Here is a 19,845-nt window from a genome sequence, read left to right on the forward strand (position 1 = left end):
CACAGAAGAATTCGCGGGACAGAAAAGCCTCTGCACCTCGAAGAATAAAGTGTATATACTTCCCGGCCTGTTGGCATTCTTATGATTGCCGCGGGCCGTGTTATTATTGCCTTTTAGTATATTTGGACAGGAAGAGTATTTTGACTACTGACACTCATACTCTGCACATTGAAGAGATCCTGGAGCTTCTGCCGCACCGCTACCCGTTCTTACTGGTTGATCGCGTGCTGGATTTTGAAGAAGGTCGTTTTCTGCGCGCAGTCAAAAATGTTTCGGTAAACGAGCCGTTTTTCCAGGGGCACTTCCCTGGCAAACCGATTTTCCCGGGCGTGCTGATTCTTGAAGCAATGGCGCAGGCAACCGGTATTCTGGCGTTTAAAAGCGTTGGTAAACTGGAGCCGGGTGAGCTGTATTACTTCGCCGGTATCGACGAAGCGCGCTTTAAGCGTCCTGTTGTGCCAGGCGATCAGATGATCATGGAAGTCACTTTCGAAAAAACCCGCCGTGGCCTGACCCGTTTTAAAGGGGTTGCGCTGGTAGACGGTAAAATTGTTTGTGAAGCTACTATGATGTGTGCACGTAGCCGGGAGGCCTGATACGTGATTGATAAAACCGCCTTTATTCATCCTACTGCCATTGTTGAAGACGGTGCCGTTATTGGTGCTAACGCTCATATTGGCCCATTTTGTATTGTGGGACCTCACGTTGAAATTGGTGACGGTACCGTACTGAAATCTCACGTCGTGGTGAATGGTCATACGACCATTGGTCGTGACAACGAGATTTATCAGTTCGCCTCCATCGGCGAGGTGAACCAGGATTTGAAATATGCTGGTGAACCGACTCGTGTGGAAATTGGCGATCGCAACCGCATCCGCGAAAGCGTCACCATCCACCGTGGCACAGTACAGGGTGGTGGATTGACGAAGGTGGGCAGCGATAACCTGCTGATGATCAACGCGCACATTGCGCACGATTGTACGGTTGGAAATCGCTGTATCCTCGCAAATAACGCGACGCTGGCGGGGCATGTTTCCGTCGACGACTTTGCCATCATCGGCGGCATGACCGCAGTGCATCAGTTCTGCATTATCGGTGCGCACGTGATGGTTGGCGGGTGTTCCGGCGTTGCCCAGGACGTACCGCCTTACGTGATCGCTCAGGGCAACCATGCCACACCGTTTGGTGTGAACATTGAAGGTCTGAAACGTCGCGGCTTTAGCAGAGAAGCGTTAGTGGCTATTCGTAATGCGTACAAATTGCTGTACCGCAGCGGTAAAACGCTGGAAGAGGCGAAACCGGAAATTGCTGAGCTTGCTGCGAAGCACCCGGAAGTTGACGCATTTATGCAGTTCTTTGAGCGCTCAACACGTGGTTTGATCCGTTAATGATCGACGCGCGTCCTCTTACGATAGCCCTCGTCGCCGGAGAAACCTCCGGCGATATTCTTGGTGCCGGTCTTATCCGCGCGCTGCGAGCTCGCCTGCCGAATGCTCGTTTTGTCGGGGTCGCGGGGCCGCGTATGCAGGCCGAAGGCTGCGAAGCCTGGTATGAAATGGAAGAGCTGGCGGTAATGGGCATCGTTGAGGTGCTGGGGCGTTTGCGCCGTCTGCTGCATATCCGCGCCGATTTAACCCGTCGTTTTAGCGAACTGAAACCGGATGTCTTTGTCGGCATCGACGCGCCGGATTTCAATATTACCCTCGAAGGCAATCTGAAAAAGCAGGGTATTAAAACCATCCACTATGTCAGTCCGTCCGTCTGGGCGTGGCGACAAAAACGCGTTTTCAAAATCGGCAGAGCCACCAACCTGGTGCTCGCGTTTCTGCCTTTCGAAAAAGCGTTTTACGATAAATTTAACGTACCGTGCCGTTTTATCGGCCATACCATGGCGGATGCCATGCCGCTGGATCCCGATAAGAACGCGGCGCGGGCGCACCTTGGGATTGCTGATAACGTGCATTGTCTGGCTTTACTGCCGGGCAGTCGCGGGGCGGAAGTCGAAATGCTGAGTGCGGACTTCCTGCGTACCGCCCAGTTGCTGCGTGAGCGCTACCCCGATCTTGAAGTGATTGTGCCGTTGGTCAATGCGAAACGGCGTGAACAGTTTGAGCGCATTAAAGCGGAAGTCGCACCCGAGCTGCCGGTGCATATGCTTGATGGCCAGGCGCGGGAAGCGATGATCGCCGCAGACGCCGCGCTGCTGGCCTCGGGGACCGCTGCGCTGGAGTGCATGCTGGCGAAATGCCCGATGGTAGTTGGCTATCGTATGAAGCCATTCACTTTCTGGCTGGCAAAACGTCTGGTAAAAACGCCCTATGTGTCGCTGCCAAACTTGCTTGCCGGGCGTGAGCTGGTTAAAGAGTTGCTCCAGGATGAATGCAATCCCCGGGCGCTTGCTGCCGCGCTGGAACCCTTACTGGCCAACGGCAAAACCAGCCACGAGATGCACGACATTTTCCGCGAATTGCATTTGCAGATTCGCTGCAATGCCGATGAACAGGCGGCTGACGCCGTACTGGAGTTAGCACAATGATAGAGTTTGTTTATCCGCATACGCATTTGGTCGCGGGTGTGGATGAAGTCGGTCGCGGCCCGCTGGTGGGCGCGGTAGTAACAGCGGCGGTGATCCTCGATCCTGAACGTCCTATTATCGGTCTGAACGATTCTAAAAAATTATCCGAAAAACGCCGTTTGTCGCTCTGCGATGAGATCAAAGAGAAGGCGCTGGCCTGGAGCCTGGGCCGCGCGGAACCGCATGAAATTGACGAGTTGAACATTTTGCATGCCACCATGCTGGCGATGCAGCGCGCTGTTGCCGGGCTAGCAATTGCGCCTGAGTTCGTGCTGATCGACGGTAACCGTTGCCCGGCTTTGCCGATGCCTTCGCTGGCGGTGGTAAAAGGCGATAGCCGTGTCGCAGAAATCAGCGCCGCGTCGATTCTCGCCAAAGTGACCCGCGATGCGGAGATGGCCGAACTTGATATCATTTTTCCGCAATATGGCTTTGCGCAGCATAAAGGCTATCCTACGGCTTTCCATCTGGAGAGACTGGCGGAGCACGGCGCAACCGAGCATCACCGACGCAGCTTTGCGCCGGTCAAACGCGCGTTGGGTCTTGCGTCCTGATTCTTGTGAACGTGAAATAAACCAGGCTGGGATCTAAAAATGGCTGAACCACGTTTCGTACACCTGCGGGTGCATAGCGACTATTCCATGATTGACGGGCTGGCGAAAACCGGACCGCTGGTGAAAAAGGCGGCCGCGCTCGGCATGCCTGCGCTGGCGATCACCGATTTTACCAACCTGTGTGGTCTGGTGAAGTTTTACGGAACGGCGCACGGTGCCGGGATGAAGCCTATCGTCGGTGCTGATTTTCATGTGCAAAGCGATCTGCTTGGCGACGAGCTGACGCAGCTCACCGTTCTCGCTATCAACAACACCGGTTATCAAAACCTGACGCTGCTTATTTCGCGCGCCTACCAGCGCGGTTATGGCGCGCTCGGCCCGTGGATTGACCGTGACTGGCTGCTGGAACTCAATGAAGGGCTGATTCTGCTTTCCGGCGGGCGCATGGGCGACGTGGGTAAAAGCGTGCTGCGCGGCAATAGCGCACTGGTTGAGCAGTGTCTTGAGTTCTATAAAACCCATTTTCACGATCGCTACTACCTGGAGCTGATCCGTACCGGGCGAGCGGACGAAGAGTCTTACCTGCATGCCGCTGTCGCACTGGCAGAAGAGCATGACTTGCCGGTTGTTGCGACCAACGATGTGCGGTTTATTGATGCCGACGACTTCGACGCCCATGAGATCCGCGTGGCGATCCACGACGGTTTTACCCTCGACGATCCCAAACGCCCGCGTAACTATTCGCCGCAGCAATACATGCGCAGCGAAGAGGAGATGTGCGAGCTCTTCTCGGATATCCCGGAAGCGCTGGAGAATACGGTCGAAATCGCCAAACGCTGTAACGTCACCGTTCGTCTTGGCGAATATTTCCTGCCGCAGTTTCCGACGGGGGATATGACCACCGAGGATTTCCTCGTGGCGAAATCCAAAGAGGGGCTGGAAGAACGACTGGCATTTCTCTTCCCGGATGAAAACGTGCGCGCCGAAAAGCGCCCGCCTTACGATGAACGTCTCGATATTGAACTCCAGGTTATCAACCAGATGGGGTTCCCGGGCTACTTCCTCATCGTGATGGAATTTATCCAGTGGTCGAAAGACAACGGCGTACCGGTAGGGCCGGGACGTGGTTCCGGTGCGGGTTCGCTGGTGGCGTATGCGCTGAAAATTACCGACCTCGATCCGCTGGAGTTTGACCTGCTGTTCGAACGTTTCCTTAACCCGGAACGTGTGTCGATGCCTGACTTCGACGTCGATTTCTGCATGGAAAAACGCGACCAGGTTATCGAGCACGTGGCGGATATGTACGGGCGCGATGCGGTATCACAGATCATCACCTTTGGTACCATGGCGGCGAAAGCGGTTATCCGCGACGTTGGCCGCGTGCTTGGCCACCCGTATGGCTTTGTCGACCGAATTTCAAAACTGGTGCCGCCGGATCCGGGCATGACGCTGGCTAAAGCGTTTGAAGCCGAACCGCAACTGCCAGAAATTTACGAAGCCGACGAAGAGGTCAAAGCGCTGATCGATATGGCGCGCAAGCTGGAAGGGGTGACGCGAAACGCCGGGAAACACGCCGGTGGTGTGGTTATCGCGCCAACCAAAATTACCGACTTTGCGCCGCTGTATTGTGATGAAGCCGGTCAGCATCCGGTTACCCAGTTCGATAAAAACGACGTGGAATATGCGGGCCTGGTGAAGTTCGACTTCCTCGGGCTGCGTACGCTGACCATCATTAACTGGGCGCTAGAGATGATTAACGCCCGGCGCGAGAAGAACGGCGAGCCGCCGCTGGACATCGCCGCTATTCCGCTGGATGACAAGAAAAGTTTCGACATGCTGCAACGCTCGGAAACCACGGCGGTTTTCCAGCTTGAATCCCGCGGCATGAAAGACCTGATCAAACGCCTGCAGCCTGACTGCTTCGAAGATATGATCGCTCTGGTGGCGCTGTTCCGTCCGGGTCCGCTGCAATCAGGCATGGTGGATAACTTTATCGACCGTAAACACGGGCGTGAAGAGATCTCCTACCCGGATGTTCAGTGGCAGCACGAGAGCCTGAAGCCGGTGTTGGAGCCAACTTATGGCATCATCTTGTATCAGGAACAGGTGATGCAGATTGCGCAGGTGCTTTCGGGTTACACCCTTGGCGGCGCAGATATGCTGCGCCGTGCGATGGGTAAGAAAAAGCCGGAAGAGATGGCCAAGCAGCGCTCGATTTTTGAAGATGGCGCGAAGAAAAACGGTATCGACGGCGAACTGGCGATGAAAATCTTCGACCTGGTGGAAAAATTCGCAGGTTACGGATTTAACAAATCGCACTCTGCCGCCTATGCTTTGGTGTCGTACCAGACGCTGTGGCTGAAGGCGCACTATCCGGCCGAGTTTATGGCGGCGGTAATGACTGCCGATATGGACAACACCGAGAAAGTGGTTGGCCTGGTCGATGAGTGCTGGCGCATGGGGCTGAAAATTCTGCCGCCGGATATCAACTCAGGTCTGTACCATTTCCACGTTAATGACGATGGCGAAATTGTTTACGGCATCGGCGCGATCAAAGGCGTGGGGGAAGGCCCGATCGAAGCGATCATTGAAGCGCGCAACAACGGTGGCTACTTCCGCGAATTGTTCGATCTTTGCGCCCGTACCGACATCAAAAAACTCAATCGTCGTGTACTGGAAAAGCTGATTATGTCCGGGGCGTTTGATCGCCTTGGCCCGCATCGAGCTGCGCTAATGAACGCGCTGGGCGATGCGCTGAAAGCCGCCGATCAGCACTCGAAAGCCGAGGCGATTGGGCAGGCGGATATGTTTGGCGTGTTGGCAGAAGAGCCGGAGCAGATCGAGCAGTCCTACGCCAGTTGCCAGCCGTGGCCGGAACAGGTGGTGCTGGATGGCGAGCGTGAAACGTTAGGGTTGTACCTGACAGGTCACCCGATTAACCAGTATTTAAAAGAAATTGAGCGCTATGTCGGAGGCTACCGGCTGAAAGACATGCATCCGACCGAACGTGGGAAAGTGACCACGGCGGCGGGGCTCGTCATTGCCGCGCGGGTTATGGTCACCAAGCGCGGCAATCGTATCGGCATCTGTACCCTGGATGACCGTTCCGGGCGTCTTGAAGTGATGTTGTTCACTGATGCCCTGGATAAATACCAGCAACTGCTGGAAAAAGACCGCATACTTATCGTCAGCGGACAGGTCAGCTTTGATGACTTCAGTGGGGGGCTTAAAATGACCGCCCGCGAAGTGATGGACATTGACGAAGCCCGGGAAAAATATGCCCGTGGGCTTGCTATCTCGCTGACGGACAGGCAAATTGATGACCAGCTTTTAAACCGACTCCGTCAGTCTCTGGAACCCCACCGTTCGGGAACCATTCCAGTACATCTCTACTATCAGAGGACGGATGCGCGCGCGCGATTACGCTTCGGCGCAACGTGGCGTGTCTCTCCGAGCGATCGTTTACTCAACGATCTGCGTGGCCTCATAGGTTCGGAGCAGGTGGAACTGGAGTTTGACTAATACAGGAATACTATGAGTCTGAATTTCCTTGATTTCGAACAGCCGATTGCTGAGCTGGAAGCGAAAATCGATTCTCTGACCGCCGTTGGCCGTCAGGATGAAAAACTGGATATTAACATCGACGAAGAAGTGCATCGTCTGCGTGAGAAAAGCGTTGAGCTGACACGTAAAATTTTCGCCGATCTTGGCGCATGGCAGGTCGCGCAGTTGGCTCGCCATCCGCTGCGTCCATACACCCTGGATTATGTCCGCCTGGCTTTCGACGAGTTCGACGAACTGGCTGGCGATCGTGCTTACGCTGACGATAAAGCCATTGTTGGCGGTATCGCGCGTCTGGATGGGCGTCCGGTGATGATCATCGGCCACCAGAAAGGCCGCGAAACCAAAGAAAAAATCCGCCGTAACTTCGGTATGCCTGCACCGGAAGGGTATCGCAAAGCGCTGCGCCTGATGGAAATGGCAGAACGCTTCAACATGCCGATCATTACCTTTATCGACACGCCGGGTGCTTATCCGGGCGTGGGCGCGGAAGAGCGTGGTCAGTCTGAAGCGATCGCGCGTAACCTGCGTGAAATGTCCCGCCTGAGCGTGCCGGTTATCTGCACAGTGATTGGCGAAGGCGGCTCCGGCGGCGCACTGGCGATTGGTGTGGGCGATAAAGTGAATATGCTGCAATACAGCACCTATTCTGTTATCTCCCCGGAAGGTTGCGCATCGATTCTGTGGAAAAGCGCCGATAAAGCGCCGCTGGCTGCCGAAGCGATGGGGATTATCGCCCCGCGTCTGAAAGAACTGAAACTGATCGACTCGATCATTCCGGAACCGCTGGGCGGTGCTCATCGTAACCCGGAAGCGATGGCGGCGTCGCTGAAAGCACAACTGCTGGCCGATCTGGCCGATCTGGATGTGCTGAGCAAAGACGATCTGCGTAACCGCCGTTACCAGCGTCTGATGAGCTACGGCTACGCCTGATCCTCATCCCACTCTGAAAAGCCGCACCGCTGTGCGGCTTTTTTTATACCTGCCGTTTAGCTCAACTATGCTTAGCTAAGGTTTTTAACGGAGGTAGCCGTGAATATTATTGCCATCATGGGACCACATGGCGTTTTCTATAAAGATGAGCCAATTAAGGAGCTTGAGCAGGCATTACAGGCCCAGGGCTTTCAACTTATCTGGCCGCAAAACAGCACCGACTTACTGAAATTTATCGAACACAACCCGCGCATCTGCGGCGTTATCTTTGACTGGGATGAGTACTCCCTCGATCTGTGCAGCGAAATCAATCAGCTTAACGAATATCTCCCGCTGTACGCCTTTATCAATACCCACTCGACGATGGACGTCAGCATCCAGGATATGCGCATGGCGCTATGGTTTTTCGAGTATGCGCTGGGTGTGTCCGAGGATATTGCTACGCGTATCGGCCAGTACACCCGCGAGTATCTCGAAACCATCACGCCGCCGTTTACCCGCGCGCTGTTTACCTACGTTAAAGAAGGCAAATATACCTTTTGTACGCCGGGGCATATGGCGGGCACGGCTTATCAGAAAAGCCCGGTTGGCTGCCTGTTTTACGATTTTTTCGGTGGCAATACGTTAAAAGCAGATGTCTCTATTTCGGTCACGGAGCTGGGCTCGTTACTGGATCACACAGGCCCGCATCTGGAAGCCGAAGAGTATATCGCCCGCACCTTTGGCGCGGAGCAGAGCTACATGGTGACCAACGGCACCTCGACCTCGAATAAAATCGTCGGCATGTATGCCGCACCGGCCGGCAGCACATTGTTGATTGATCGTAACTGCCATAAGTCACTGGCACATCTGCTGATGATGAGCGACGTTACGCCGCTATGGCTGAAACCCGGGCGCAATGCGCTGGGGATTCTGGGCGGGATCCCTCGTCGTGAATTTACCCATGCCAGCATCGAACAGAAGGTGGCAAAAACGGCGGGCGCACGCTGGCCGGTACATGCGGTGATCACCAACTCCACTTATGACGGACTGTTGTATAACACCGACTGGATCAAAAAGACGCTTGATGTGCCGTCGATCCACTTCGATTCTGCCTGGGTTCCTTATACCAATTTTCACCCGATCTACGCCGGGAAAAGCGGCATGAGTGGCGAGCGGGTGCCAGGAAAAGTGTTCTTTGAAACCCAGTCGACGCACAAAATGCTGGCGGCATTTTCACAGGCATCGCTGATTCATATTAAAGGTGAATATGATGAAGACACCTTTAACGAAGCATTTATGATGCACACCACCACCTCGCCGAGTTACCCGCTGGTGGCCTCCATCGAAACGGCGGCTGCGATGCTGCGCGGTAATCCCGGCAAACGTCTGATTAACCGTTCCGTCGAGCGCGCGCTGCATTTCCGTAAAGAAGTTCAGCGGCTGAAAGATGAAGCCGATGGCTGGTTCTTTGATATCTGGCAGCCAGAAGAGATTGAAGAGGCGGACTGCTGGCCGGTTGCGCCCGGTGAAGCATGGCACGGTTTTCGCGATGCGGATGCCGACCATATGTTTCTCGATCCGGTTAAAGTGACCATCCTGACGCCGGGGATGGACGAGCTGGGGAACATGAGTGACGAGGGGATCCCGGCGGCGCTGGTGGCGAAGTTCCTCGATGAGCGCGGTGTGGTGGTTGAGAAAACCGGGCCATATAACTTGCTGTTTTTGTTCAGTATTGGCATTGATAAAACCCGCGCGATGGGGTTGCTGCGCGGATTGATGGAGTTTAAACGCGCCTACGATCTGAATCTGCGCGTGAAGAATATGCTGCCGGATCTCTACGCCGAAGATCCGGATTTCTACCGCAATATGCGCATTCAGGATCTGGCTCAGGGGATCCATAAGCTCATCCGCCAGCACGATCTTCCACGTTTAATGCTGCAAGCGTTTGATGTATTACCGGAAATGAAACTGACGCCGCACCAGGCCTGGCAGCGGCAAATTCAGGGCGAGGTGGAAACCATTGAGCTTGAGCGACTGATAGGACGAATCTCGGCGAATATGATCCTGCCTTATCCGCCAGGCGTGCCGCTGGTGATGCCCGGTGAAATGATCACCGAAGCGAGCAGAGCCGTGCTGGATTTCCTGCTGATGCTTTGCGCTATTGGCCGCCACTATCCCGGTTTTGAGACGGATATTCATGGCGCGAAGCGGGACGAAGAGGGCGTTTATCGGGTACGAGTCCTAAAAAACCGCTGAGCTATTGCGGGCAAACACCGGCAGGCGTAACGTTCTGGCATCAAAAAAGGAGAGACTATGCTGGGTTTAAAACAGGTTCATCATATTGCCATCATTGCCACGGACTACGCGAAGAGCAAAGCGTTTTACTGCGATATCCTCGGGTTTACGCTGCAAAGCGAGGTCTATCGCGAAGCACGTGATTCATGGAAAGGCGACCTAGCGCTGAACGGCCAGTATGTGATTGAGCTGTTTTCTTTCCCGTTCCCGCCTGCGCGCCCCAGCCGACCAGAAGCCTGCGGGCTGCGCCATCTGGCGTTTAGCGTTGATGACATCGACAAGGCAGTGGCGCATCTGGCGGCTCACGGTGTGCAGTGCGAAGAGATCCGCATCGATCCTTACACCGATAAACGCTTCACTTTCTTTACCGATCCTGATGGCCTGCCGCTCGAGCTTTACCAGCAGTAATACTTGCCACTTCCGCTAATGCCCGGTAACGTGCCGGGCATTACTCCGTTTTGATAATCGCTATGACCACGCCCTTCTTTGCATCAATGCCGACCACATCGCGCCAGTTTCTGGTGGCGTTTAGCGGTGGGCTGGATTCAACCGTCCTGCTGCATAAATTGATGCTTTGGCGACAGCAATTACCCGAACTCAAGCTGCGCGCCATTCATATTCACCACGGGCTTAGCCCGCACGCCGACGCCTGGGCGGAGCATTGTGAGGATATTTGCGCGCGCTGGCAGATCCCGCTCAGCGTCGTTCGCGTTCAACTGGTGAACAACGGGGAAGGGATTGAAGCGCAGGCGCGCAGCGCGCGTTATCAGGCATTTGCGGAGGCACTGCTGCCCGGTGACGTGCTGGTAACGGCTCAGCATCTGGACGATCAGTGTGAAACGTTCCTGCTGGCGTTAAAACGCGGCAGCGGGCCTGCCGGGCTGGCGGCCATGCCCGAAAGTATGCCTTTTGCCGGCACTCAGCTTATTCGACCCTTACTGACACAAACTCGCGATGAGCTGCACCAGTGGGCGCTTCACCATGCGCTGTCATGGATTGAGGATGAAAGTAACGCCGACGCCAGCTTCGATCGCAATTTTTTACGCTTGCAGGTTTTACCGGTGCTGGCGGCACGCTGGCCACATTTCGCCGACGCTGTTGCGCGAAGTGCCGCGCTGTGTGGCGAACAAGAGCAGTTACTTGATGAGCTACTGGCGGCGGAACTTGATGCGGCGACGACGGCTGAAGGGGCGCTGGAGCTTGTCCCTCTTTATACGCTAAGCGATGCGCGCCGTCGGGCGCTGCTGCGTCGCTGGCTGGCGCAGCGCGGCGCGGTCATGCCATCACGTGCCATGCTTGATCGCTTGTGGCAGGAAGTGGCGCTGGCGCGAGAAGATGCCTCACCGTGTCTGCGACTTGGTGAGTTCGAAGTGCGTCGTTATCAGTCGTGCTTGTGGTGGATCCGCGCCATTGAAAGCCAGCGTGATACGCAACTGCCGTGGCTGGCACCTTTCGAGCCGCTAACATTACCGGCGGGTCTTGGTGAGCTGTTGCTAGTGGCGGGTGGGGAAATTCGCCCCCCCAACGCTGATGAGGCGGTTTCGATCCGCTTTCAGGCACCCGGTATGTTGCATATCGTCGGGCGCAGCGGCGGGCGCAAGCTGAAGAAAATCTGGCAGGAACTTGGCGTGGCGCCCTGGCGGCGCGATACCACGCCGCTGCTGTTTTATGGTGAAACGTTGATGGCGGCGGCGGGGTTATTCGTTACGCGAGAAGGGGCGAAAAGCGCGGAGCAAAAAGGCGTACGGCTGGCGTGGCGAAGATAACGGGCAACAGGCGCTGCCCGCAAAATGTCAGGACTCGCTCACCACAACGGTGCCGATTTCAGGATGGCTGAAGCTGGCAATTTTATCGAGACGCAGTTCGCGCGCGGCGCCTGCGACATCAACCACCAGATACTCCACATTTTTACGTGAGACTAAATCGTTGGCTTTGGCGCTGAGCACCTCGCCGTCTTTCATTTCCAGCTTCAATAAAAGATGATGCTGGCAGGCGAGTTCAAGGTTGTCATAGTCATCACAGTTGATGGGTTGATAGGCATCATTCATTGACATAATCGCTCACCAGTAAGTTCGCGGCAGCATACGCCGCCTTTTCCCTGACCGACTCTGAAAGGGTGTCATCCGACGCCATTTCATTCAGCACTTTCAACACGCACCCCAGCGCATCCGGGATATACCCTAAATCTCCGCTGGCGATTTCCGCATAACGTCTGCGTACTAACTCACAATAATTGTTCACATCACCTCCTGTCAGCAACCTGACTTTACTGTGAGATAACACTAAGCCTACGAAGTTAAACTCTGTTTAGCAAGGTGACTATACCACAGCTTATTCATCATTATCAGGGCGATGAATATCCACTGCGACAAGAGATAACAGCGCTTTATGCTTATATTCGCTACAATAGCGACCATTTTATGAAGGAGCGGTGACATGGCATTAAAAGCGACAATTTATAAAGCGACGGTGAACGTTGCCGATTTGGATCGTAATCAGTTTTTAGATGCAACGCTGACGCTGGCTCGCCATCCTTCTGAGACGCAAGAACGCATGATGCTGCGCCTGCTGGCGTGGATGAAATATGCGGATGAACGTCTGCAATTTACCCGCGGTCTCAGTGCTGACGATGAACCGGAACTGTGGCTACGCAATGATTATCTGGGTATCGATCTGTGGATTGAGCTGGGGCTGCCGGAGGAAAAACGGCTGAAGAAAGCCTGCTCACAGGCGAAAGAGGTGGCGCTTTTTACCTATAATTCACGCGCGGCGCAGATCTGGTGGCAGCAGAATCAGTCGCGCTGCGCGGCATTTAGCAATCTGAGCATCTGGTATCTGGATGATGTGCAACTGGCCGGGTTGAGCGCGTTTGCCAGCGATCGTACCATGACGCTGCAAGCGACGTTACAGGATGGCGCTATCTGGTTATCGGACGAGAGCCAGAATCTGGAGATCCACCTTGAAGCCTGGCAGCAGCCGCAATGATTGAGATCTCCCGTTCGGTCGCCATTGCTGACGAAGAGCTGGAAATCACGGCGGTGCGTGCGCAGGGCGCGGGCGGTCAGCATGTCAATAAGAGCTCAACGGCGATCCACCTGCGTTTTGACATCCGGGCTTCAAGCCTGCCAGAGTATTACAAAGCGCGTTTACTGGAGGCGTCGCACCATCTGATTAGCAGCGAAGGCTGGGTGGTGATAAAAGCACAGGAATATCGCAGCCAGGAGATGAACCGCGAAGCAGCAATCGCTCGCCTGGTGGCGTTAATTAAAGAATTAACCGTCGTGCAAAAGAGCCGTCGGGCAACGCGCCCAACCCGCGCATCGAAAGAGCGCCGGTTATCGGGCAAGGCGCAAAAGTCGTCGGTAAAAGCGCTACGCGGTAAAGTTCGGGGTCATGAAGGCTGACGGGTAATAACAGAATCGGGCATAAGGAATTGGGTGTGAAAAAAGCGATTTTAGCGGTGCTGGCGGGGTGTACGCTCTTTGCGCTTTTCGGATGTAACAACCGTGGCGATGTTGAGACGGTACAGCCAACACAAGTTGAAGAATTGAAACCGATGCAGCAAAGCTGGCGCGGTGTTTTGCCCTGCGCGGATTGCGAAGGGATTGAAACCTCTCTGTTTCTGGAGAAAGACGGGAGCTGGGTGATGAACCAGCGCTATCAGGGAGGAAAAGCGCCCTCGGTGTTTGCCACGTATGGTAACTGGGCGCGCACGGCGGATAAACTGATCCTCACTGATACGCACGGTGATAAAACCTTTTTCCGCGCCAAAGGCGATGCGCTGGAGATGCTGGACCAGCAAGGCAACCCCATCACTTCTCAGCTCAATTACACGTTACAGCCAGTAAAAGCCGCGCTACCGGCAACGCCAATGGCGATGCGCGGCATGTATATGTACATGGCTGATGCGGCGGTATTTACCGATTGTGCAACCGGCAAGAAGGTAGCTGTTGCCAGCAATGCGCAGCTTGAGCGCGACTATGCGGCAGCGCGCGGAACAGAAACCAAACCGATTCTGCTGGTGGTCGAAGGGCATTTCACCGTTGAGCCAAACCCGGACACCGGTGCGGCGCAGAAAGTGCTGGTGACGAATAAGCGCGGTAAGTTTAGCCCCAATAAAGGTTGTGATGATTAAGCATTAGCAGTGCAAAAACCGCCTTTACAGAAGGCGGCATGATTAGCGTGAAGGGCATGCGAAACCTGCGCTTAAAATGAAACCTGTTGGTCATGCTTGATTTAAACCCAGTAATAATAAGGCAGCGCCAAAACCAGATGCCCGTCACGTGGTATTTCGGTAGTTATAAAAAAGCCCCGCATTGCGGGGCTTTTTGTTGGGGCGCTTAGCCTTTGATGGCTTTGACCAGATAATCGAGGATATCCCCGGTTTTGATCAGCTGCTTCTCGCCATTGCGACGGTATTTATATTCGATATCGTCGTTGTCGAGGTTACGATCGCCAATCACCACCGTATGCGGGATACCGATCAGTTCCATATCGGCAAACATCACACCCGGGCGCTCTTTACGATCGTCCATCAGCACTTCAATACCCTGCGCACGCAGCTCGGCGTAGAGTTTCTCCGCCAGTTCCTGCACGCGATAAGATTTGTGCATGTTCATTGGCAGCAGCGCGACCTGGAACGGCGCAATGGCGTCAGGCCAGATGATCCCGCGCTCGTCGTTGTTCTGCTCAATGGCCGCAGCCACAACACGCGTTACACCAATACCGTAGCAACCCATGGTCAGGATCTGGTTACGACCATCTTCGCCCTGCACGGCGGCATTCAGCGCCTGGGAGTACTTGGTGCCCAGCTGGAAGATGTGACCGACTTCGATACCGCGCTTGATAAGCAGCGTACCTTTGCCATCCGGGCTCGGATCGCCGGCAACAACATTACGGATATCTGCCACTTCTGGGGTCGCTACATCACGATCCCAGTTGATGCCGAAGTAGTGTTTGCCATCGATATTCGCGCCAGCAGAGAAATCGCTCATCGCCGCAACGGTACGGTCAATCACAACCGGAACCGGCATGTTCACCGGGCCGAGCGAGCCTGGGCCTGCATTCACTACCGCGCGGATTTCCGCTTCGGTGGCGAAGGTCAACGGCGCGGCAACCTGCGGCAGTTTTTCCGCTTTAACTTCGTTCAGCTCATGATCGCCGCGCACCAGCAGCGCAACCAGTGGGGAGCTGCTGCCTTCAACGGCTTTAACCAGCAGGGTTTTCACGGTTTTTTCAATCGGCAGGTTGAACTGCTCAACCAGCTCAGCGATGGTTTTAGCGTTCGGTGTGTCAACCAGCGTCATTTCCTGCGTTGCCGCGGCGCGCGGCTCTTTTGGTGCCAGCGCTTCGGCAAACTCAATGTTGGCGGCAAAATCGGAGGAGTCAGAGAAGATCACATCGTCTTCACCGCTCTGCGCCAGCACCTGGAATTCGTGCGAGGCGCTACCGCCGATCGAGCCGGTATCTGCCTGTACGGCGCGGAAATCCAGACCCATACGGCTGAAGATTTTGCTGTAGGCGGCGTACATTGCATCGTACGTCTCCTGCAACGATTCCTGAGATGTATGGAAAGAGTAGGCATCTTTCATCAGGAATTCGCGTGAGCGCATGACGCCAAAACGCGGGCGCACTTCATCACGGAACTTGGTCTGGATCTGGAAGAAGTTCAGCGGCAGCTGCTTGTACGAGTTCAGCTCGTTACGAATCAGGTCGGTGATCACTTCTTCATGCGTTGGGCCGAGGACAAACGGACGATCGCCGCGATCGACAAAACGCAGCAGTTCCGGGCCATATTGCTCCCAGCGGCCGCTTTCCTGCCACAGGTCGGCGGGCTGCACTACTGGCATGGACACCTCAATCGCACCGGCGTTATTCATCTCTTCACGCACGATGTTTTCGACTTTTTTCAGAACGCGCAAACCGGTTGGCAGCCAGGTGTATAACCCGGAGGCCAGTTTGCGGATCATCCCGGCGCGCAGCATCAGCTGGTGGCTGATGACTTCGGCGTCGGCAGGCGTCTCCTTCAGAGTGGAGAGCAAGTATTGGCTAGTACGCATGTTGTTACGGTTCCATTTGGACAATCGGAACAGGCCTAAGACAGGCCTGACACAGAAAAAAGTGGTTTAGTTTATCAGCCTGGCAGAGATGCCAAAAGAGAGGGGGATAAAATTAGCGCGCTTCGAGCGCAAACACTTCAAAGCCGCCATCGGTTACGCGCCAGCGCACATTAAAATCCAACAGCCAGACGGCGTAGGTTTTTCCCTGCTCTTCCCCTTTCTTATAAGCCGGGCGCGGATCCTGCGCCAGCACTTCGCACAGAAAGGTTTTGAAATGCGGGTAGCGCTTTTCAAGCCCACTAAGCTGCGCTTCAACATCCGGCGTAAAAGTGACGGCTACATCAGCAGAAGGTGCCTGTTGCGCGTAGCTAGCTTGCGCATCGGGTAAGGCTTCAGCAAACGGCAAATAGGGCTTGATATCCACCACCGGCGTGCCATCGACCAGATCAAGACTGCCAAGTTGTAAAATCACCTGATCTTTCTGGCAGCGGATGCCGTGCAACTCAACCAGCGACATGCCGATCGGGTTAGGCCGGAAGGTTGAACGCGTGGCGAAAACCCCCATTCTCGCGTTTCCTCCCAGCCGGGGCGGGCGCACGGTTGGTCGCCAGCCGCCTTCCATCGTTTGATGAAACACGAAAAGCACCCACAGGTGGCTGAACTCTTCAAGGCCACGCACGGCATCGGGCTGGTTATAAGGAGGAAGCAAGTGAAGTTCGCCGCCGCCGTGTTTCACCAGACCTGGCTGGCGCGGTACGGCAAACTTCTCTTTATACGGTGAGCGGATAACGCCGATTTGCTCGAAAGCAAATGTACTCATTTGGATGAGATATTCAGTGCAGAACCTACGCAAACCGCCTGGCGGTAGCAACCCGGCGTGCCGCTGGTCACTTCGCAGCTGTGCTGCAGAACCGCGTTAGCTTTCAGCTTAGATGCATTGATTTGCATGCGTTTACGCGCGGTAGGAATATTCGGCGGAGAGTCCTGATTGCTGGCCTGGCAGGATTCACCGGTAACTTCGCCCAGATCGCGGAACGGTTTACCGACCAGCTCGGTGGCATCCGTAATGACCCGTACAGGGACAGGGCGCGTGACTTTCGGTTTCTCCGGTTCTACTTTTGGCGCCGCAGCGGTGCTTTTTACAGGTTCGACAGGAGATCTGCTTAGCAAGGAGCAGCCACTTAACATGAGTGCTAATAAACAGATCGGTAAAGCACGCATAATATATCCTCGAAGTAATTTTCTTAACGCCGCTTATTGAATCAGGCGCGTGCACAAATGACAAGGCGGGCTTGCGCCCGCCTTGAATGATATTACAGACTGAGGAGATTACCAGCCTTTCACTGCGCCGCCGTTGAAGACTTTATTTGCCGCTTCGCTGACTTCGTCAGACTGGTAAGCCTGCACGAATTTCTTCACGTTTTCCGCGTCTTTGTTATCTTCGCGCGCAACGATCAGGTTGACGTACGGGGAGTCTTTATCTTCAACGAAGATGCCGTCTTTTTCCGGCGTCAGGCCAATCTGGCTGGCGTAAGTGGTGTTGATGACCGCCAGCGCAATCTGCGCATCGTCCAGGGAACGCGGCAGTTGCGGGGCTTCCAGTTCAACAATTTTCAGGTTTTTCGGGTTTTCGGTGATATCCAGCACGGTTGGCAGCAGACCCACGCCATCTTTCAGTTTGATAAGACCTTGTTTTTGCAACAACAGCAGGGAACGGCCGAGGTTGGTTGGGTCGTTCGGAACGGCTACCTGAGAACCATCCTGCAGCTCAGACAGGGCTTTGATTTTTTTGGAGTAGCCGGCGATCGGGTAAACGAAGGTGTTGCCGACCGGAACCAGTTTGAAACCACGGTCTTTAATCTGCTGATCCAGATACGGTTTATGCTGGAAAGCGTTCGCGTCAATGTCGCCTTTACTCAGCGCTTCGTTCGGCAGCACGTAGTCGTTAAAGGTAACCAGCTCAACGTCCAGGCCATATTTCTCTTTTGCGACTTTCTGTGCGACTTCAGCAACTTGCTGTTCGGCACCCACAATCACACCGACTTTGATGTGATTCGGATCTTTTTCGTCCTGGCCGCAACCAGCCAGCGCCAGAGAACCCAGCAGAGCACCAACTGCTGCAAAGGTCTTGAATTTAAAAACCATGATATTTTCCTTTCTATCTGAGTTGTTATGTTGTGTGTAACGTTATTTATGCGTCACAGCCCGGACGATACGATCGCCAGCGAACTGAATTAAGTAAACCAGAACCACGAGCAATATCAGTACGGTATTCATCACTAATGGATTGTAGGTCACATAGCCGTATTGGATACCCAACTGACCTAAACCACCCGCACCAACGGCACCGCCCATCGCTGAGTAACCCACCAGGGTAATCAGCGTAATGGTCGCCGCGTTAATCAGCCCCGGCAGCGCTTCCGGCAGCAGAACTTTGCGGATGATCTGCATCGGGGTTGCGCCCATAGCGCGTGATGCCTCAATCAGACCCGCAGGCAGCTCCAGCAGAGTATTTTCTACCATGCGGGCAATAAACGGCGCGGCGCCTACGGTCAGTGGAACGATGACGGCATACAGACCAATAGATGTACCAACAATCACGCGGGTGAAAGGAATCATCCACACCAGCAAAATGATAAATGGGATGGATCGGAAAATATTCACCAGCGCGGAAATCACGCGATACAGCCCAGGGTTTTGCATGATTTGACCCGGACGCGTCACATATAGCAGCACGCCGAACGGCAGCCCGACGATAAAACCCAGCAAGCCTGAAGCAAAGGTCATAAATAACGTTTCCCAGATGCTGCGGGCAAAAAGCCACATCATTGCCTCAGACATAACCGAGTACCTCTACTTTTACGTGGTGTTCTTGCAGCCAGGCGATTGCGGCCTGGGTATCCTCCGGGGTGCCGTGCATTTCGGTCAGCATAATGCCGAACTTCACGCCGCCCGCGTAATCCATCTGCGCGCTAATAATATTGTTGTTCACGTTAAAACGACGCGCCGTTTCCGACAGCAGCGGGGCATCGACGGATTGACCGGTAAACTCCATCCGCAGCATCGGTACGCTGTCCGTTTGCGGCTGCGCCTGTAAGCGTTGCAGGTAATCTTCCGGAATGTCGAGGTGCAGTGTGGACTGGATAAACTGCTGCGCCAGCGGTGTTTTCGGATGGGAGAACACTTCGCTCACCGTATCCTGCTCAATCAGTTCGCCGTTGCTGATTACCGCCACGCAATCACAAATGCGTTTTACCACATCCATTTCATGCGTAATGAGCAGGATAGTTAGCCCGAGGCGACGGTTAATGTCTTTGAGCAATTCAAGAATAGAACGTGTGGTTGCCGGATCCAGTGCGCTGGTGGCTTCATCACATAACAACACTTTCGGGTTGCTGGCCAGCGCTCGAGCAATGGCGACGCGCTGTTTTTGCCCGCCGGAAAGATTGGCAGGGTAGCTGTCGTGCTTATCAGCCAGACCCACCAGATCGAGAAGTTCTGTTACCCGGCGATTGATCTCGTCGCGCGAGGTGTTATCCAGCTCCAGCGGTAAAGCAACGTTACCGAAAACGGTTCGCGAAGAGAGCAGGTTAAAGTGCTGGAAGATCATGCCAATTTGGCGGCGCGCTTTGGTTAATTCCGCTTCTGACAACTGCGTCAGATCCTGGCCGTCAACCAGAACGCTGCCCTGTGATGGACGTTCAAGTAAGTTGACGCAGCGGATAAGCGTACTTTTCCCCGCACCAGACGCGCCAATAACGCCATAAATTTGACCAGCTGGAACGTGCAGGCTTACGTTGTTCAGCGCCTGAATCGTACGGTTCCCTTGCTGGAACACTTTGGTGATATTCGAAAGTTTAATCATTAGATTATTTTTATCGTATGA

At 54.6% G+C, this 19,845-nt stretch carries 20 protein-coding genes; 12 read left to right on the forward strand and 8 right to left on the reverse strand.

Features of this window, described 5'->3' with window-relative positions; translation table 11 throughout:
• Positions 1 to 140: 140 nt before the first annotated feature.
• The 9 genes from fabZ to tilS all read left to right on the forward strand — a co-directional run bounded on the left by fabZ (position 141) and on the right by tilS (position 11,666).
• Positions 141 to 596, forward strand: a complete 456-nt coding sequence (gene fabZ / locus H650_RS18505) for a 3-hydroxyacyl-ACP dehydratase FabZ (protein WP_017458006.1) — start codon at positions 141 to 143, stop codon at positions 594 to 596.
• Positions 597 to 599: 3 nt separating this feature from the next.
• Positions 600 to 1,388: an acyl-ACP--UDP-N-acetylglucosamine O-acyltransferase gene (gene lpxA, locus H650_RS18510; protein WP_020456613.1), complete on the forward strand. Its 789-nt coding sequence runs from the start codon at positions 600 to 602 to the stop codon at positions 1,386 to 1,388.
• Positions 1,388 to 2,536: a lipid-A-disaccharide synthase gene (gene lpxB, locus H650_RS18515; RefSeq protein ID WP_020456614.1), complete on the forward strand. Its 1,149-nt coding sequence runs from the start codon at positions 1,388 to 1,390 to the stop codon at positions 2,534 to 2,536. The genes lpxA and lpxB overlap by 1 nt, the downstream gene beginning before the upstream one ends.
• On the forward strand, positions 2,533 to 3,129 hold the full coding sequence (gene rnhB, locus H650_RS18520) for a ribonuclease HII (protein ID WP_020456615.1): 597 nt from the start codon (positions 2,533 to 2,535) through the stop codon (positions 3,127 to 3,129). Before lpxB ends, rnhB begins: the two co-directional genes overlap by 4 nt.
• A gap of 39 nt (positions 3,130 to 3,168) precedes the next feature.
• Entirely contained in the window at positions 3,169 to 6,651 is a 3,483-nt protein-coding gene (gene dnaE, locus H650_RS18525) for a DNA polymerase III subunit alpha (RefSeq protein WP_020456616.1), read from the forward strand.
• A 12-nt stretch (positions 6,652 to 6,663) separates the two neighbouring features.
• Positions 6,664 to 7,623 carry an acetyl-CoA carboxylase carboxyl transferase subunit alpha gene (accA, locus tag H650_RS18530; protein ID WP_020456617.1) on the forward strand — a complete coding sequence of 320 codons (960 nt, stop codon included), beginning with the start codon at positions 6,664 to 6,666 and terminating at the stop codon, positions 7,621 to 7,623.
• Between the two features lie 99 nt (positions 7,624 to 7,722).
• The gene (locus H650_RS18535) at positions 7,723 to 9,861 is read left to right on the forward strand and encodes a lysine decarboxylase LdcC (protein WP_020456618.1); all 2,139 of its coding nucleotides are present in this window, start codon (positions 7,723 to 7,725) and stop codon (positions 9,859 to 9,861) included.
• A gap of 57 nt (positions 9,862 to 9,918) precedes the next feature.
• Positions 9,919 to 10,308: a VOC family protein gene (locus H650_RS18540; RefSeq protein WP_020456619.1), complete on the forward strand. Its 390-nt coding sequence runs from the start codon at positions 9,919 to 9,921 to the stop codon at positions 10,306 to 10,308.
• A 62-nt stretch (positions 10,309 to 10,370) separates the two neighbouring features.
• Positions 10,371 to 11,666: a tRNA lysidine(34) synthetase TilS gene (tilS, locus tag H650_RS18545; RefSeq protein ID WP_020456620.1), complete on the forward strand. Its 1,296-nt coding sequence runs from the start codon at positions 10,371 to 10,373 to the stop codon at positions 11,664 to 11,666.
• A 27-nt stretch (positions 11,667 to 11,693) separates the two neighbouring features.
• Here the strand turns inward: tilS and rof are convergent, their stop codons facing one another.
• Positions 11,694 to 11,954 carry a Rho-binding antiterminator gene (rof, locus tag H650_RS18550; protein ID WP_017458015.1) on the reverse strand — a complete coding sequence of 87 codons (261 nt, stop codon included), beginning with the start codon at positions 11,952 to 11,954 and terminating at the stop codon, positions 11,694 to 11,696.
• On the reverse strand, positions 11,941 to 12,141 hold the full coding sequence (locus H650_RS18555) for a YaeP family protein (RefSeq protein ID WP_017458016.1): 201 nt from the start codon (positions 12,139 to 12,141) through the stop codon (positions 11,941 to 11,943). The genes rof and H650_RS18555 overlap by 14 nt, the downstream gene beginning before the upstream one ends.
• A 195-nt stretch (positions 12,142 to 12,336) precedes the next feature.
• On the opposite strand from H650_RS18555, the gene H650_RS18560 reads away from it, so the two are divergent.
• From H650_RS18560 to nlpE, 3 genes are read left to right on the forward strand one after another with little or no spacing between them, the layout of a single operon-like run.
• The gene (locus H650_RS18560; RefSeq protein ID WP_020456621.1) at positions 12,337 to 12,885 is read left to right on the forward strand and encodes a YaeQ family protein; all 549 of its coding nucleotides are present in this window, start codon (positions 12,337 to 12,339) and stop codon (positions 12,883 to 12,885) included.
• Complete coding sequence (gene arfB / locus H650_RS18565; RefSeq protein ID WP_020456622.1) at positions 12,882 to 13,304, forward strand: alternative ribosome rescue aminoacyl-tRNA hydrolase ArfB; 423 nt, start codon at positions 12,882 to 12,884, stop codon at positions 13,302 to 13,304. Before H650_RS18560 ends, arfB begins: the two co-directional genes overlap by 4 nt.
• A 35-nt stretch (positions 13,305 to 13,339) precedes the next feature.
• A complete protein-coding gene (nlpE, locus tag H650_RS18570) occupies positions 13,340 to 14,035 on the forward strand; it encodes an envelope stress response activation lipoprotein NlpE (RefSeq protein WP_020456623.1) in 696 nt (231 codons plus the stop codon).
• Between the two features lie 205 nt (positions 14,036 to 14,240).
• Here the strand turns inward: nlpE and proS are convergent, their stop codons facing one another.
• The 6 genes from proS to metN form a co-directional block, all read right to left on the reverse strand.
• A complete protein-coding gene (gene proS / locus H650_RS18575) occupies positions 14,241 to 15,959 on the reverse strand; it encodes a proline--tRNA ligase (protein WP_020456624.1) in 1,719 nt (572 codons plus the stop codon).
• A 112-nt stretch (positions 15,960 to 16,071) separates the two neighbouring features.
• On the reverse strand, positions 16,072 to 16,779 hold the full coding sequence (gene tsaA, locus H650_RS18580) for a tRNA (N6-threonylcarbamoyladenosine(37)-N6)-methyltransferase TrmO (protein WP_020456625.1): 708 nt from the start codon (positions 16,777 to 16,779) through the stop codon (positions 16,072 to 16,074).
• The gene (gene rcsF, locus H650_RS18585; protein ID WP_020456626.1) at positions 16,776 to 17,180 is read right to left on the reverse strand and encodes an envelope stress sensor lipoprotein RcsF; all 405 of its coding nucleotides are present in this window, start codon (positions 17,178 to 17,180) and stop codon (positions 16,776 to 16,778) included. Before rcsF ends, tsaA begins: the two co-directional genes overlap by 4 nt.
• Before the next feature lie 108 nt (positions 17,181 to 17,288).
• Positions 17,289 to 18,104 carry a methionine ABC transporter substrate-binding lipoprotein MetQ gene (gene metQ / locus H650_RS18590; protein WP_020456627.1) on the reverse strand — a complete coding sequence of 272 codons (816 nt, stop codon included), beginning with the start codon at positions 18,102 to 18,104 and terminating at the stop codon, positions 17,289 to 17,291.
• Between the two features lie 42 nt (positions 18,105 to 18,146).
• Positions 18,147 to 18,800 (reverse strand): methionine ABC transporter permease MetI, encoded by a 654-nt coding sequence (locus H650_RS18595; RefSeq protein WP_017458024.1) that lies wholly within the window; start codon positions 18,798 to 18,800, stop codon positions 18,147 to 18,149.
• On the reverse strand, positions 18,793 to 19,824 hold the full coding sequence (gene metN / locus H650_RS18600; RefSeq protein WP_020456628.1) for a methionine ABC transporter ATP-binding protein MetN: 1,032 nt from the start codon (positions 19,822 to 19,824) through the stop codon (positions 18,793 to 18,795). Before metN ends, H650_RS18595 begins: the two co-directional genes overlap by 8 nt.
• Positions 19,825 to 19,845: the final 21 nt, after the last annotated feature.

The organism is Enterobacter sp. R4-368 (genome assembly GCF_000410515.1).
Taxonomy (GTDB): domain Bacteria; phylum Pseudomonadota; class Gammaproteobacteria; order Enterobacterales; family Enterobacteriaceae; genus Kosakonia.

What these genes read in the sequence shown, in the direction of transcription:
- lpxB (WP_020456614.1), top strand. Translation starts at nt 1,388, where the DNA reads ATGATCGACGCGCGTCCTCTTACGATAGCCCTCGTCGCCGGAGAAACC.
- rnhB (WP_020456615.1), top strand. Translation starts at nt 2,533, where the DNA reads ATGATAGAGTTTGTTTATCCGCATACGCATTTGGTCGCGGGTGTGGAT.
- dnaE (WP_020456616.1), top strand. Translation starts at nt 3,169, where the DNA reads ATGGCTGAACCACGTTTCGTACACCTGCGGGTGCATAGCGACTATTCC.
- accA (WP_020456617.1), top strand. Translation starts at nt 6,664, where the DNA reads ATGAGTCTGAATTTCCTTGATTTCGAACAGCCGATTGCTGAGCTGGAA.
- H650_RS18540 (WP_020456619.1), top strand. Translation starts at nt 9,919, where the DNA reads ATGCTGGGTTTAAAACAGGTTCATCATATTGCCATCATTGCCACGGAC.
- tilS (WP_020456620.1), top strand. Translation starts at nt 10,371, where the DNA reads ATGACCACGCCCTTCTTTGCATCAATGCCGACCACATCGCGCCAGTTT.
- rof (WP_017458015.1), bottom strand. Translation starts at nt 11,954, where the DNA reads ATGTCAATGAATGATGCCTATCAACCCATCAACTGTGATGACTATGAC.
- H650_RS18560 (WP_020456621.1), top strand. Translation starts at nt 12,337, where the DNA reads ATGGCATTAAAAGCGACAATTTATAAAGCGACGGTGAACGTTGCCGAT.
- arfB (WP_020456622.1), top strand. Translation starts at nt 12,882, where the DNA reads ATGATTGAGATCTCCCGTTCGGTCGCCATTGCTGACGAAGAGCTGGAA.
- proS (WP_020456624.1), bottom strand. Translation starts at nt 15,959, where the DNA reads ATGCGTACTAGCCAATACTTGCTCTCCACTCTGAAGGAGACGCCTGCC.
- tsaA (WP_020456625.1), bottom strand. Translation starts at nt 16,779, where the DNA reads ATGAGTACATTTGCTTTCGAGCAAATCGGCGTTATCCGCTCACCGTAT.
- rcsF (WP_020456626.1), bottom strand. Translation starts at nt 17,180, where the DNA reads ATGCGTGCTTTACCGATCTGTTTATTAGCACTCATGTTAAGTGGCTGC.
- metQ (WP_020456627.1), bottom strand. Translation starts at nt 18,104, where the DNA reads ATGGTTTTTAAATTCAAGACCTTTGCAGCAGTTGGTGCTCTGCTGGGT.
- H650_RS18595 (WP_017458024.1), bottom strand. Translation starts at nt 18,800, where the DNA reads ATGTCTGAGGCAATGATGTGGCTTTTTGCCCGCAGCATCTGGGAAACG.
- metN (WP_020456628.1), bottom strand. Translation starts at nt 19,824, where the DNA reads ATGATTAAACTTTCGAATATCACCAAAGTGTTCCAGCAAGGGAACCGT.